The following is a 13,454-nucleotide window of genomic DNA, read 5'->3' on the forward strand; positions in this document are numbered from 1 at the left end:
CTCTCCGCCACTGCTTGCGAGCCCCTCTCATGTTCGGCGCCCTAGAAGAGGCCGTCCCGCCAGGCCCCGCCCCTCGGGAGTTTCGATCAGGCGATGGCTGAAGGATCGATGAGCCGGGTCTGGAACACCGCCGGCCCGTCCTCCTTGGCATTCCGAGGGAAACGGGCCAGCGGTGCGGGCCTCCCCGGTCAGTCCGCGACGCCAAGGGCGGTGTCGCGCTTCGCGTACCAGCGCAGGGAGTCGCGGATGCCGTCCTCGAGGGAGTGTTCCGCCTTCCAGCCGAGGAGGTCCTGGGCGAGGTCGACGCGGGCATAGGCGCCTGCGGAGTCGCCCGGGCGGCGGGGGGTCTCGGTGGTGGGGGGTCTCGGTGGTGGGCAGGGGGGTACCGGTGACCGTCTCGAAGGCGGTGACGAGTTCGCGGACTGTGGTGCCGCGGCCGGTGCCGAGGTTGATGACGCGGTACGGGGCCTCGCGGGTGATGGTGGCGAAGTGCTCCACGGCCTTGATGTGGGCGGCGGCCAGGTCCCAGACGTGGACGTAGTCGCGCAGGCCTGAGCCGTCGCGGGTCGGGTAGTCGGTGCCCGTCAGGGGGAAGGCCTCGCCGGCGTGGTGGACGTCGATCATCTTGCCCAGGGCGTGGGTGGGGGTGCGGATCTGGAGGCCGGTGCGCAGCTGGGGGTCGGCCCCGATGGGGTTGAAGTAGCGCAAGGAGATGACGTTGAGGGTTCCGGCGGCGGCTACGTCGGCCAGGACCGTCTCGAAGACGGCTTTGGTGCGGGCGTAGGGGCTGAGGGTGTCGACGGGGGAGTTCTCGTCTACGGAGAAATCCTCCGGGTCGGCCCGGTAGAGGGAGGCGGAGCTGCTGAAGAGGAGGTTGCGGCAGTCGTTGCGGACGAGGTGCTCGAGGAACTGGATGCCCTTGGAGACGTTTTCGCGGTAGTAGCCGAGGGGGTTGGCGACCGAGTCCGGGACGACGATCAGGGCGGCGCAGTCGACGGCGGTGGTGATGTCGGGGTGCTCGGCGAAGATGCGGTCGATCAGAGCGCCGTCGCAGATGTCGCCCTCGTAGAAGGTCCGGCCCTCGGTGAATTCGCGGCGGCCGGTGGCGAGGTTGTCGAGGATCACGGGGGTGATGCCGTTGTCGACGCATGCCGAGGCGATGGTCGATCCGATGAAGCCGGCGCCGCCCGCGATCAGTACCTTCAAGGCCTTCAAGGTGGTTCCTCATCCGTTCGGTGGAGCTGTTGTCTGTCGTGCTCGGTTCGGTTCGTTGGGCCAGTTCGCCAGGCCCTCCCGACGTGTCTTATAACGCCTGCGAGGGTGGCTTGGGTTCCATGACGGTCCAGCCCAAGACGCGGTTGCGTACGGGCCGCCAGCGCATGGCGTCGCGGATCTCGTCGGTGGGGGAGAGCTCCGGGGTCCAGTCCAGGAGGCCGGCGGCGCGGGAGTTGTCGGCGCTGAATCCCGCTACGTCGCCGGGCCGTGCGGTGGCCCCGTGCAGCTCGATGGTGTGGCCAGCGGCTTGCTGGAAGGCCTGGGCGAGTTTGCGGCCGGTGGTTGCGGTGCTGCTGGAGATGTTCACGGCCTGGAACGGGGTGTTCCCATTGAGGGTGTCGAAGCGCTGCAGGGCAGCCACGTGGGTGCGGGCCAGGTCCCAGACGTGGACGTAGTCGCGGATGCCGGAGCCGTCACGGGTCGGTCAGTCGGTACCCGTGAGAGTTAACGGCACCCCGTCCTCGGCTGCGGAGATCAGCCGGCCCAGCTGGTGGGTGGGCCTGTCGAGCCGGAGTCCGGTGGGCAGGTGGGGGTCGGCGCCGATCGGGTTCGCGTAGCGCAGGGCGAGCACCCCTCAGGCCGGTGGCGGCTGCCGCGTCGCTGAGGAAGGCCTCTCCGGCCGCCTTCGTACGTTTGCGGGTCAGGCTCCGCTCGATGGCGGGGCGAAGGCGGGCATGAGGGTGGTCAGTACGGTGTGCATGAAGTCCGGCGGGACGGGGCGGGTCCGCAGGAGCCAGGTGTGGTAGATCGGTCCGTAGATGAGCTCGACGGCCAGTTCGAGGTCCAGGTCCGCGCGGAGCTGCCCGGAGTCCTGGGCCTTCGCCAGGCGTGCGACGCACTGGTCGATGGAGCTCCGCAGAATGCGCGGGACGCCTTCGGCGGCGACGTCGTCGGATTGGGCGGAGGCGATCAACCCCCGCCAGACCGGGCCGAAGTCGGTCGCGAAGAGCGCCAAGACGTTGGTGGTCTGGGTGAGCAGGTCTGCCGCGATGTCGCCGGTGTCCGGGAAGTCGGCGGCCGAGTCCCGGGCGCTTTCCACGCCTTCGATCAGGATCGCGGCCTTCGACGGCCACCAGCGGTAGATCGTCGTCTTGCCGACCCCGGCCTCCGAGGCGATCGCCTCGATGGTGGTGGAGGCGAATCCGGTGGAGGCGCAGAGCCGGAAGGCGGCAGCGATGATCGCCTGTCTTGCTTGCTCGTTGCGTTGTGCGGACATGAACACCAATCCTACCGTTACGGAACGCTACGTTCCGTTGCGTCTGACGCTCCTCTGCTGTTGCACCCTCCGCGCCCTGTCAGGCCCCCCTGCCGCGCCCCCCTGCCACGCCCCCTGTCAGGCCTCCAGCCTGGCCTCCAGCCTGGCCTTCAACCTGGCGTCCAGCGTCCGGTCGGGGGCCATGAAGGCTCACCCTGTCGGCCGCATCCAAGCGCAACGCTACGTATCGCATTGACAACCCTCACTTCCGATCACACACTGATGACGCAACGATCCGTTTCGTATCGCTTGCATCGCGGGGGAGCGTCACCGGTGCCCGTATCCCACGGGCGCCGGTACGACGCCCAGGCCGATCTGGCACCCCGAGATCCCCGGCCCGACCGTTGTGGACGGGGTGCCTGAAGGGTGAAGGGTCGGAGTTGAGGTGCGCACCTGCTCGTCCCGCACCCCTCCGGACGTGCCGACGCCCCGTGTCCCGTGGAACCGATGGCCTCGCCAAGCCCGCCCCCATGCCCGAACTCTTCCATCTGCAGGCCACCGGATGACCGGTAGCGCCCGCCCCACTGACTCCGGAGAACCGCTCCGGAACGCATGAAGCAATGCGGAGAAAGCCCGCGGAGAAAGCACCGCGGAGAAGGAGTACCCCATGTCAGCACAGGCCATCCGGCTGCCGCAGTTCCCCGTCCCGGTCCTCGACGAGAACGAGGCACCGCGGGTCATGACCGATTCCGCGGCCGAGCGCGCCTGGGTCCCGGCGTACGCGGCGCAGCTGGCGTACGCGCCCGCCGACTCGTCCGCGCCGATGCAGCTCATCAAGGCGGCCTGACCGCGGGTCTGACCCCACCCGCCTGAGCGGGGCACGGCGGTGGAGTGCCTGCCACAAAGGCGCACACCGCGCTCCACCGCCCTGCCCCGCCTCGGTCGACGGCGCACGTCAGCGCCCCAGGAACGAAACAGAAAGGCATCACCGTGGCCACGGTCTCCCCCCGCACGGCGGAGGACATACTCACGCGGGACGGTCTCTTCGGAGACTCCGCCGCCATCGAAGCCAGGAATCTCGCCAGGTACCGCCTGGGGCTGTCGCTCCTGGGCGCCCGCGACTCCCGGCACGCCCCGGTCCTGCACGCGCTCGCGCTGGCGGGGGACGACCAGCTGCTCCCCGTCCTGGCCGACCCCGTGCTGCGCAACGCCTTCGAGGACGACACGGCCTGTCTGGAGAACGGGGCGTTCACTGCGAGCGCCCTCGGCGGCTACCTCGCGGACGACGCATGGCAGCTGCCCGCCGACGGCACGGGCCCCTGCGAGAGCCTCATGCGGACCCCGGCCCGTCCCTGGCCCGGGAACGGGGCGGCCTGGGTATGGACCGGACTCCGGGCGCCGGTCTCCCAGCAGGCGATGGCCGAACGGCTCCGTGAGCTGTGCCGCAACAGCTTTGAGCCGGACAGCCAGACCGAGCCCTACGACGCGACCCCAGAGATGGTCGAGGCGCTGAGGCAGGGCGCCGACCTGCTCACATCCCTCCTCCCGCAGATCGGTCCGAGCGTCCTGCGGCACGTCTCGCTGATCGGGTTCAGCGACGGAGAGTCCGCCGACGGCCCGCTGCAGTCGCTGTCGGGCGGCGACCCGCTGCCGTCCGCGATTCTGATGTCCCCCGGCCGGCTCGCCGACCCCTGGACGACGGCCGAGACGTTGCTGCACGAGGCCGCGCACCTGAAACTGTTCGACGTGCTGCGCTCCTGCTCGCTGGTGGAGGACGGTACGGCCCAAGTGCCGATCCCCTGGCGGCAGTCCTCCTGGAGCTTCATCAGGGTGCTGGTGGCCCTGCACTTCTACGCGCACATGACGGTCTTCCAATCCGCAGCCCGCGCGGCAGCTCCTGAGCTCATCGCGCGGTACGGCCCCCCGCCTGCCGACGAGGTCATCGACGAGCCGACCCCGGGGAGCCCGGCCGCCGCCCTGGGCACGCACCGCACCGTGCTGGAGCGCCTGACCTACCTCGCGGAGCAGGCTCTGAGCGCCGGCCACGGCCAGGTGACCCCGGAAGGCCGACGTTTCGTCCACTGGCTGCTCGACGGCATCGAGCACTGCGAGCCCGGGGTGCGCTCCCTGGTCCAGGTCCCCCTACCGGCCACCGCGAACCCGGCCACCGCGAACCCGTCCGCCGAGCCGGCGTCCGCCGACGGTGTCCTCGTACGCAACGAACCCGTGCTGGTTCGGGAGCTGCCCGACCAGCGGCAGCTCCTCGTACTGCTGCCGGACCAGGCGCGCTTCCACTGGCTCGACGCACACACCTGGACCGTCTACGCCCTGTGCGAGGGGGTGACGCCGACCTCGCTCGCCGAACGCTACCGCCGAACGGTGCACGGAGTGATGGGTGAGGACGCCGCCCGCACGATCACCAGCAGGTGCCTGGACCTGCTGCTCGCGGCCGGACTGGTGTCGTGGGCTGACGGCCCCGGTGCCCTCGGCGACACCCCGTAACGAGCCTGCGCCCGCAGCGTCCTCGACCAGGTTCCACTGCTCTTCGGGACTTCTCGGAGCAACGGTGGGCTCGTACCTGACAGATGACCCGCCGGCGCCGGCATTCGTTCACTTCTCAGGGTTCTGGCTCAACGTCCGGGCCGAGGAGGGTGACTCGGGCGGTCCACGACCAGGGCTCCCTGGGCGGATCCCAGCGAGCAGCTCCACCCGAACCGGAACGTCTGGTCGGCCTTCGGGTCATCCCCACACGCGCGGGGAGCAGAAGGCTTGCAACGCGAGCCAGGCAGCGAGGAGGAGGTCATCCCCGCGTGCGTGGGGAGCAGACTTACTGACCTGCAACTTTAGGACGGCAGCAGCAGGTTCTGAGGCACTTTCATCGAAACCGGCATATTCGACAACTCTCGCACATGGAACAAGGAATCCATTAGGGCCTGAAGACTACGCACTGTCGGTAGGGGCGTCGGGCATCTCTCGCCCAGCCGTATCGCAGCCGCCCACCGCACTGCCGCCGGGTGCAGCCTAGAGCGCCCGGTCCGCAGATGACCGAGGCCGTACGCAGATGTCGGCGGCAGTCGTAGCCCGTGTAGGACCCGAGCGGGACGCGGGACAATCGGGTTCATGGTCATGCTCTCCTCCAGCAGCGCGGCGCCCTTGGCGGCCGAGGTGTTCCACGCCCGGTACGCGGGCCGGCTGCCCGCCTCCCTGAAGGAGCTCGCGGGGCCCCGGCACGGCGTGGTCGAGCTGCCGCTGCACGTGGCCTGGTCCGGACTGCGTTCCTACGACCTGGACCGCCCGCGCCTGCGCATGGGTCTCTACCGCACCGTCCTGGCCGAGGGGCAGCACGAGGACCTCGTAACCCTCCTCGACCACGACCTCCTCCTCGCCCAGTGGCCCGTCCTGCGCACCCTGGTCAGCAGGCACCTGCGGGAGGTCTGGGAGGACGCGTTCCCCGAGCTCCTCCGGGCGACGGGGTCCGCCGCCGCGTGAACCTCACTGACCTGCACCGCAACGCCGGCTCCTCGCCGCCGTGATCGACATCGGCGCGCCCTACCCCCTCGTGATCACCGGCGGGTACGCCGTCCAGGCCCACGGCCTCGTCGAGCGCCTGAGCCAGGACCTCGACGTGGCCACCGAGAACCCCGCCCCGATGGCCGAGATCGTCACCGGCCTCGAGCAGGGTCTGGCGGCGCGGGGCTGGCAGGTGTGCGTGATCTCCGTGGACCCCTTGTCCGCCCGGCTGATGGTCGTGGACCCGGACAGCGGCGAGGAGTGCGAGGCCGACGTCCTCAAGGAGCACTTCTGGACCCCGCCCGCCCGCCCTCACCGAGTACGGCCCGGTCCTCGCCTTCGACTCCGTCATCGGTACGAAGGTCCGCGCGCTGGCAGACCGCGGCGCGGTCCGCGACTTCATCGACGTCCACGCCGCCTCCCGCCACCGCGCCGCCGGCGAGCTCGAGCGCCTCGGCGAGCGGCACGGGCGTGACGAGTTCCGCCTCCAGGACCTCCGCGACCGCCTGACCGGGGCGGACTGGGCGGACGACGAGTTCGCCGCCTACGGCCTCACCGAGGACGAGACGGCTGAGCTGCGTATCTGGGCCCGCCGCTGGGCGGACGACCTCGACCAGCGCCTGCACGACCACGAACGCGACCACGACGCCTGAGAAAGCCTCCTCGCCCCGCCTCCGGACGCCCCTCCTGGTGGTCGAACGGTTTCCACTCCCGGCCGGCGGCCCGCACAGCCGCTGATTTCGGAGGCGACTGGCACGATGCTCCGCATGGAACTCGTACACCCTCTCGAAGGACTGGACGACCGCGGGTTCAGGATCTGCTGGGCAGGCAGGACCAGAGGTCAGTGCTCCGCCTCATAGCCGCTACCACCGACCTGAGCAGCCGGGGGTTGCCTCTGCCACCTGCCGTCGAAGCCTTCGGATACGGTGCGCTGGCATTCCATGTGAACACCGCCGGGACCGACTCGTCTCAGAGCCGGCCCCGGCGGCTTGCGGACGTGCTCGAAAGATTCAGAGTGTCGCCTCGTCCCCAAGTCCACCGGCGCCGATGGCGCCCCGCAGGACGTGGGCGATCTCCTCGGGCTTGAGGTCGATGCTGTCGAGCCCTTCCACGGTCAGGGGGATCTCTTCAAGCGCGTATTCGCCGCGTCCCTCGGCGCTGAACTCCGGGCCGGTGCGGTCTTCGAAGGACCAGGTCGCGATGCGGGCGAGGTAGAAGAGCTGGCGCTCCTTGTCGGATTCCATGGTGTGGAGGAGACGGACGATGTCGGCCTTCCCCGCGATCTCCTCGTGGATCTCCCGGTGGAGGGCCGCCTCCCCGGACTCGTCGCTCTCTTCGACCCCGCCGCCGGGGAGCACCCAGTACTCGGGGACATCCGGCTTGGTGCGGCGGATGACCAGCATCGTGTCGTCCGCGGTGACGAGGACGGCTCGGACTCGTTCGATCATTCGGCTTTGTCTCCTCGCATGTTGACGTCTTACTGATCGTTTAAGAATGAGGTCCGAAGGCGGCGGAGGCATATGAGGCTGCAGGCCAGGTCGAGCAACCCCTGGTGGAGATCGGCGCGGCGTTCGTAGCGGGTGCGGAGCCGTTTGAACTGGTGCAGCCAGGCGAATGCGCGCTTGACCACCCAGCGGACCTTGCCCAGTCCGGAACCGTGGGTGACTCCCCGTCGGGCGATCACGGGTTTGATGCCACGTTTCCACAGTGAGCGGCGGTACTTGTCGAAGTCGTAGCCCCGGTCGGCGTACAGACGCCGGGGTTTGCGGCGGGGGCGTCCCCGAGCTCCCCGAATCGGCGGGACCGCGTCGAGCAGGGGCAGGAGCTGGGTGATGTCGTGTCGGTTGCCGCCGGTGAGCGTGACGGCGAGTGGGGTTCCGTGGCGGTCGACGATCAGGTGGTGTTTGGAGCCGGGGCGGGCGCGGTCGACGGGTGAGGGCCCAACGTGGTCCCCCCTTTGAGGGCCCGGACGTGCGATCCGTCCACGGAGCAGTCGTCCAGATCCAGCAGGTCGGCGCGGCGAAGCTCGGTCAGCAGGGCGGCGTGCAGGCGTGGCCAGACGCCGGACTCGGTCCAGTCCCGCAGTCGGCGCCAGGCCGTCACGCCGGAACAGCCCACAGTCTCCGCCGGGACGTCCCGCCAGGCGACACTGGTCCGCAGCACGAACAGGACGCCGGAGAGTGCTGTTCGGTCAGGAACACGCAACCGCCCGGGATGCCGGTGGCGTCGTTCGGGAGCGGGTGGCAGCAACGGGGCCACCCGATCCCACAGGTCGTCCGGAACAAGATCAGCACGCACCCGGACACCTTGCCGACCAAGATCGTCGAGTGCAACACCCGCGGCATCTCATCGTGATTTGAGCGCAGGGTCTGGCGTCGTTCGCCAGACCGGGCGCTCAGCCTGAGGCGCCCTCCAACGGAAGGCGGTCTCGGAAGTACTGCGAATCCAACCACTCCTCCTTCACGAAGAGCGGACGTGTCAGGCGCGCTGCCCCGACCTGCTGCGAGCGCAGAAGAACCCCGAGATCAGTCAGGGAAAGCGAGTCATCAGGCGTGTAGAGCACCCAGTTCCCATGCTCCGCAGCGTGGTCCAGCAGGAACTGCAGGCCCTGCTCCGGATCGCTTCCCGCCAGCGGGAAGCCAGATAGGAAGACCTGCGGACCGGTGACCGCATCCAGCGCAACGCAGGCGAGCTTGCCCGCGTCGTAGAACGCTTTCACCCCATCCGGGAAGTCCTCCTGCGCATAAGGACCGCCAACCCGTTCCTGCGGTCCAGGGACCAAAAGTGCCTGAGCGACCTCGGCTGGCGACATCCCGAACTGCAACGGACCTACACCAGCTCCCGACCGCAGCTCCCAGCACTCCCGCTCCACATCCGCGCCCATCCACCCACTCCCACGTCCGACCGGTCCGGATCTGCCTCTGTTGCTCAGGCCGCATGCACAAGGCCATGGGCCAAGGTGCCAACTCAGCCGCACAAGTGCCAACGGGGGTGCTGCTCTCGGCCGGATTCATTCTGAAACGATCAGTTGGTGCAGCAGCCAGCCACCGTCGACGTGGACGGAATGCCCAGTGGCTTTGTTCACGGGTTGTGGTTCCACAGAAGTTGGACCAGAACCGAAACTCGTGGACAAACGCTGCTGTTAGACGTGAACGAAGCCAAGCCTCGGACGCAACCCACCTCCCCTGCTGCGGCAGGGAACCAGGTTGATGATTGTCCTTCTGCCTGTTGAGCCATCCGCGGGCACGTTCATCCGACACTCGGCTCGGCAGAGCGTTTTCGCAGGTCGGCAGTGTCGGCAACCCGTGCCAGGAGCAAACGTCGACAAACGGAGGATTCGGGCGGCTACCCGCCAGTTGCTCGCCCCCTGGTGTCCGAGGTAGGAGTCCGGGGTCGAGATGCAGACATAGCCGACCACGCCGTAGGCCTCGGTGGCGTACCGGTACTGCATCCCGCGATCGTGTCACGCCCCCACCGCCGGACCCCGCCGCCGACACCAGGGCCTACGGGTGACACCAGAGGCAGTGTTGAACGTGTTCAATACCTCTGACAGTATGGCTTCCGGTGAACCTGCCGGAGCAGCGGAGTCGGATCCGCCTGCCCTCGCGACGGGTCGCCACGAGACCGGAGGTGGGCACGACATGGGCCTGATCCTGCTACTCCTCGCCCTGATAGTCGCCCTCGCCGTCGCCCTTGTGGCCCTGGCCGTGATCCTCACGGCGAGCGCGGGCCTGGGCCTCGCGACCGCTGCGGTGAGCCGCAGGCTGCCGCTCTGGGCCAGGATCACGCTGCTGCTGACCCTTGCCGCCGCTCCGGCGGCGGCGCTGGTGAGCACCCTGGACGTCGCGGCCGTCTGGCAGCTGGCCGCTTGGGCGCTGCCGTTCCTCACGACGGTCGTCTCAGGAGCTGCCTGGCTCGCCTTCGAAGCCCGCAGGCGCCGCGCGCCCAGGCTCCCGAAGCCGGCGTGGCCGGTCGGCCACGCACCGGCCGCCGGTCGCTGAGCACGCACCCCGCGCCGAAGCCGCGGCCAGCTAGCTCCCGCCAGGGCCGTCGGCCACTTCTCCAACCTCAGGGGAAGTTGGCCCGCGGCCATCAGCGCGAAGGGCGGTCCGCTACGCGTCGGGGGTCGCAGGCTCTGGGTCAGGCACTGGCTGGCCGACGTCGGATGACCAATTAGGGCGGAGGTGTTCGACCAGGGCTGTGAAGTCGTTCCGCAGATACCGAGAATCGCACGGCACCAGCCGTATCTGTTGGCGGCTGTCAGCCCAAAAGATCTTGAAATCGGTAACCGTGCCTTCCGCTGGCCAGTCCTCGATCTCGCCCGACAGCCACAGGGCCTCGACAAATCCTCCGACGCTCAGGCCGATGTCCACGAAGATCCCGATCACACCGGGCCGGGGAACCTTCACCACGGTGCCTTCAAATACCTGCCCGAAGCGCAGGCCCCTCCGGATCCGAGTCCACTCGGCATCTGTCACCACGAACAGATCATGGCACCTTCGTCCGGGACGCCAGCCCCCGGGACTCAACGTGAACCGAACCAGCGTCCCCTTACGATGTTCACCTCAGCGACACGGCACTGCCGCTACTTCTCGGGTTCTGACTCACTTTCCGTGAATCGCTACGCAGAGTGACGCTTGCCGGGCGGGCGGGACCTCGGGAAGCTGCCTGAAAATGATTCGTCCCCAGTGCGGTGTGGCTGACAGTTCGACTCGTGGAAGAAGTAGTGCTCCGGTTGGAGGAGTTACTGTTCCCGTCGATCGCGGACGTGGCTGTGCTGTCGGTCGACGTGAACGACGAGGCGGTACGCATCGAGGCCCAGAGCACGGTGGCCGGGTCCGATTGCCCTGGCTGCGGGATCTGGCCGCGGCGGATTCACAGCTCCTACCTGCGCTTTCCCGCTGATGTACCCAGTGGGGGCAGGCGGGTCGTCCTCTGCCTGCGTGTCCGCAGGTTCCTCTGCCCGGCCATCTCGTGCGGGCGCCGGACCTTCGCCGAGCAGATGCCGGGGCTGACTCGTCGATACGGCCGGCGGACCGAGCGCCTGCGGTCGACGCTGGCCGCGGTCGGCCTCGCGCTCGCCGGTCGGGCCGGGGCCCGCATGGCGAGAGTCTTCGGCTTGTCCGTCAGCCGCAGCACGGTGCTGCGGCTGGTCGAAGCCTTGCCCGACCCGGAAGTTCCGGCCCCGCGCGTCGTCGGCGTCGATGAGTACGCGACCCGCAAAGGCCGCCACTACGGGACCGTCCTGGTCGACGTCGAAAGCCGACGCCCGGTGGACCTGCTGCCCGACCGGGAAGCCTACAGCCTGGCCGCTTGGCTCGCGAAGCGGCCCGGGGTAGAGGTGGTCTGCCGCGATCGGGCACCGTTCTTCGCAGAAGGCGCCACCGCCGGGGCGCCCCAGGCGGTGCAGGTGGCAGACAGGTGGCATCTCTGGCACAACCTCAGCGAAGCCGCCGAGCGATGCGTCGCAGACCACCGCGGATGCCTGCGGGTGCTGGCGCCAGATGCCAGCCCAGCCTGCCCCCGAGCCGGAGAAGTTCGAAGACCCGTCCGGCTCGCCCTGGCCAAGGGGACACCGCTTCGCCGACCGAACCCGAGCCAACCACGCGACCGTCCACGAACTGCTGACCGCCGGACTCAGTCGGAGGGCGATCGGCCGCCAACTCCGCATGACCTCGCGCACCGTCAAACTATTCGCCGACGCAGCCACCCCGGAGGACCTCTTCCGAGGGCAGTGGCAGGGCCGGCCGTCCAAGCTGGACGCGTTCAAGCCCTACCTGGACGACCGCTGGAACCAGGGCTGCACCAACGCCTGGACGGTATGGGAGGAGATCGCGCCACTCGGGTATCAAGGCAGCTACCAGCGCGTTCGCGCCTACTTCCGGGAGAAACGGACCTCTCCCAACCCGATCACAGCTCGGCCACCGTTACCCCGCGTCGTCGCCGGCTGGATTCTCCGGCGCCCCGAGACCCTCCCAGAGATCGACCATCTTCGGCTCAAGGCCGTCCTGGTCCACTGCCCCGAACTTGACGCCCTCACCACCCACGTCCGCTCGTTCGCGGAGATGCTTACCGAGCGCCAGGGCGAACGGCTGCCGCAGTGGCTCGATGCCGTCCGGCGCGACGACCTCCCCAGCCTCCATACCCTCGCCGCGGGCATCGAACGTGACCGCGATGCCGTCATTGCCGGGCTCACCCTGCCCTGGAGTTCCGGCGTCGTCGAAGGACACGTCAGCCGGATCAAGATGCTCAAGCGCCAGATGTTCGGACGTGCGGGCTTCGCTCTCCTGCGGAAGAGGGTTCTTCTGGCCAGCTGACCACAGCCACCCGTAGGGTGACGGGGACGAGAGAAGATGCACCATGGATCCCCGCATACCCCGCCTGCGTCGCAAGCTGGCCGCGATCCCGTTCCAACCCCTGCGCAGCCACTCCTTCGGGAAAGAGCAACACGAGTTCCGCCTGGGTCCGAAGCTCGCGGAAGCACGCGTCGCCGTGTTCGAGGCCGAGCACGACATCGCCGTGCCCGGCGCCTACCGGCAGTTCCTCACCCACATCGGCGGCTCGGGCGCGGCGCCTTTCTACGGCCTTATGCCGCTGGAGTGGTGCTCCCTGCTGGTCATGAATCCGCGCGGAGAACCAGGGATACCCCGCGGCTTCGACGGCGCAGAACCCGGGGCGCACGAACGGGACCTCTTCCTCCACATCATCGAGATGGGCTGCACCGACGTATGCGTCATCGCGGTGACCGGTGCTCTCACCGGCCGCGTCCTCATCGGCAACGGTGACGGGTTTTGGGGCCCCAACGTCTCCTCCGCTACCGACTTCCTCGACTGGTACGAACGCTGGCTCAACCACATGAGCGCCGGACGCGACAACCGGGCCCTGGAACTCACCTCACCCCGGCTTCGCGCGCATCCCGACCGCCATCGCATGGCCCCGAAGATCTAACTCTCCGTGACTGCTAGACGCAGAACAGGGCCAACCAGACGACAACTGAGTGGCGCCGGATATACGCGATCCGCGCAGGCTGCGAGGCCACCGTCTCCGAGACCGTTCGTGCCCACGGCCTGCGGAACTGCCGCTACCGCGGCATGGCCAGAACCCGCGTCCAACACGTGCTGACGGCAGCCGGAACGAACATCATCCGACTCAGCGGGTACCTCTCACCGGGCATCGCACCGCCCCGCAAAGCACGGCCGAGGAGCGGCTTCCAGCAACTCTGCCGCAACCTGCCGACCTAGATCGCCAACAGCATCCAAAACCTGAGCCAGAGCCACTTCACGTGGACGAAGCCAGTCTCCGAAGGAACCGAACACCAGGTGACGTTCCGTACCTCTGGTGACCGGGGCGAGGGACCGGTCGGGCTCCAGCCGCTTGACCATCAGGCGGGCCCGATCCATCGGTCTGACCGATGCGAGTCCCTCGGAGAGGTCGAAGACCCGGGTCGTGATCGCGGTCGCGTGCTCGACCTCTC

The 13,454-nt window shown here is 68.7% G+C and carries 13 protein-coding genes and 3 pseudogenes; 9 read left to right on the top strand and 7 right to left on the bottom strand.

The genetic code is table 11. From position 1 onward, the window contains the following. Positions 1-27: 27 nt before the first annotated feature. From OG490_RS35590 to OG490_RS35600, 3 genes are all read right to left on the bottom strand, one after another. A complete protein-coding gene (locus tag OG490_RS35590) occupies positions 28-1,215 on the bottom strand; it encodes an NAD-dependent epimerase/dehydratase family protein (RefSeq protein WP_330300401.1) in 1,188 nt (395 codons plus the stop codon). A gap of 88 nt (positions 1,216-1,303) precedes the next feature. Continuing rightward, positions 1,304-1,636: a hypothetical protein gene (locus OG490_RS35595; protein ID WP_330300402.1), complete on the bottom strand. Its 333-nt coding sequence runs from the start codon at positions 1,634-1,636 to the stop codon at positions 1,304-1,306. A 279-nt stretch (positions 1,637-1,915) separates the two neighbouring features. After that, the gene (locus OG490_RS35600; protein ID WP_330300403.1) at positions 1,916-2,491 is read right to left on the bottom strand and encodes a TetR/AcrR family transcriptional regulator; all 576 of its coding nucleotides are present in this window, start codon (positions 2,489-2,491) and stop codon (positions 1,916-1,918) included. A 646-nt stretch (positions 2,492-3,137) separates the two neighbouring features. Between OG490_RS35600 and OG490_RS35605 the strand changes: the two genes are divergently transcribed. The 4 genes and pseudogenes from OG490_RS35605 (at position 3,138) to OG490_RS35620 (ending at position 6,633) form a co-directional block, all read left to right on the top strand. Further along, positions 3,138-3,317, top strand: coding sequence for a hypothetical protein (locus tag OG490_RS35605; protein WP_330300404.1), 180 nt, complete (start codon positions 3,138-3,140; stop codon positions 3,315-3,317). Between the two features lie 143 nt (positions 3,318-3,460). Further along, positions 3,461-4,972, top strand: coding sequence for an aKG-HExxH-type peptide beta-hydroxylase (locus OG490_RS35610; RefSeq protein ID WP_330300405.1), 1,512 nt, complete (start codon positions 3,461-3,463; stop codon positions 4,970-4,972). 618 nt (positions 4,973-5,590) lie between these two features. Beyond that, complete coding sequence (locus OG490_RS35615; protein ID WP_330300406.1) at positions 5,591-5,959, top strand: hypothetical protein; 369 nt, start codon at positions 5,591-5,593, stop codon at positions 5,957-5,959. Between the two features lie 40 nt (positions 5,960-5,999). Then, positions 6,000-6,633 (top strand): annotated as a pseudogene (locus OG490_RS35620) (nucleotidyl transferase AbiEii/AbiGii toxin family protein). A gap of 357 nt (positions 6,634-6,990) precedes the next feature. Here the strand turns inward: OG490_RS35620 and OG490_RS35625 are convergent. From OG490_RS35625 to OG490_RS35635, 3 genes are all read right to left on the bottom strand, one after another. Next, positions 6,991-7,428, bottom strand: a complete 438-nt coding sequence (locus OG490_RS35625) for an NUDIX hydrolase (RefSeq protein WP_330300407.1) — start codon at positions 7,426-7,428, stop codon at positions 6,991-6,993. Between the two features lie 29 nt (positions 7,429-7,457). Next, positions 7,458-8,278, bottom strand: a protein-coding gene (locus tag OG490_RS35630; RefSeq protein ID WP_330300408.1) for an IS5 family transposase whose coding sequence is annotated in 2 segments (ribosomal slippage) — positions 7,458-7,939 and positions 7,939-8,278 — 822 coding nt in all. Because the reading frame shifts where the segments join, the coding sequence is not laid out codon by codon here. 97 nt (positions 8,279-8,375) lie between these two features. Continuing rightward, a complete protein-coding gene (locus tag OG490_RS35635) occupies positions 8,376-8,864 on the bottom strand; it encodes a hypothetical protein (protein WP_330300409.1) in 489 nt (162 codons plus the stop codon). A 757-nt stretch (positions 8,865-9,621) separates the two neighbouring features. Here OG490_RS35635 and OG490_RS35640 point away from each other — a divergent pair. Further along, positions 9,622-9,981 carry a hypothetical protein gene (locus OG490_RS35640; protein ID WP_330300410.1) on the top strand — a complete coding sequence of 120 codons (360 nt, stop codon included), beginning with the start codon at positions 9,622-9,624 and terminating at the stop codon, positions 9,979-9,981. A 111-nt stretch (positions 9,982-10,092) separates the two neighbouring features. Here OG490_RS35640 and OG490_RS35645 read toward each other — a convergent pair whose 3' ends face one another. Then, complete coding sequence (locus tag OG490_RS35645; protein ID WP_330300411.1) at positions 10,093-10,461, bottom strand: hypothetical protein; 369 nt, start codon at positions 10,459-10,461, stop codon at positions 10,093-10,095. Between the two features lie 347 nt (positions 10,462-10,808). Between OG490_RS35645 and OG490_RS35650 the strand changes: the two are divergent. The 4 genes and pseudogenes from OG490_RS35650 to OG490_RS39295 form a co-directional block, all read left to right on the top strand. Next, a pseudogene (locus tag OG490_RS35650) lies at positions 10,809-11,402 on the top strand (ISL3 family transposase); the annotation flags it as partial. A 247-nt stretch (positions 11,403-11,649) separates the two neighbouring features. Then, a complete protein-coding gene (locus tag OG490_RS35655; protein WP_330300412.1) occupies positions 11,650-12,297 on the top strand; it encodes a transposase in 648 nt (215 codons plus the stop codon). A gap of 43 nt (positions 12,298-12,340) precedes the next feature. Further along, entirely contained in the window at positions 12,341-12,928 is a 588-nt protein-coding gene (locus tag OG490_RS35660) for an SMI1/KNR4 family protein (RefSeq protein WP_330300413.1), read from the top strand. A gap of 32 nt (positions 12,929-12,960) precedes the next feature. Continuing rightward, positions 12,961-13,221: pseudogene (locus tag OG490_RS39295) on the top strand (transposase); the annotation flags it as partial. Between the last annotated feature and the right edge of the window lie 233 nt (positions 13,222-13,454).

Source organism: Streptomyces sp. NBC_00503, assembly GCF_036346895.1.
Classification (GTDB): Bacteria; Actinomycetota; Actinomycetes; order Streptomycetales; family Streptomycetaceae; genus Streptomyces.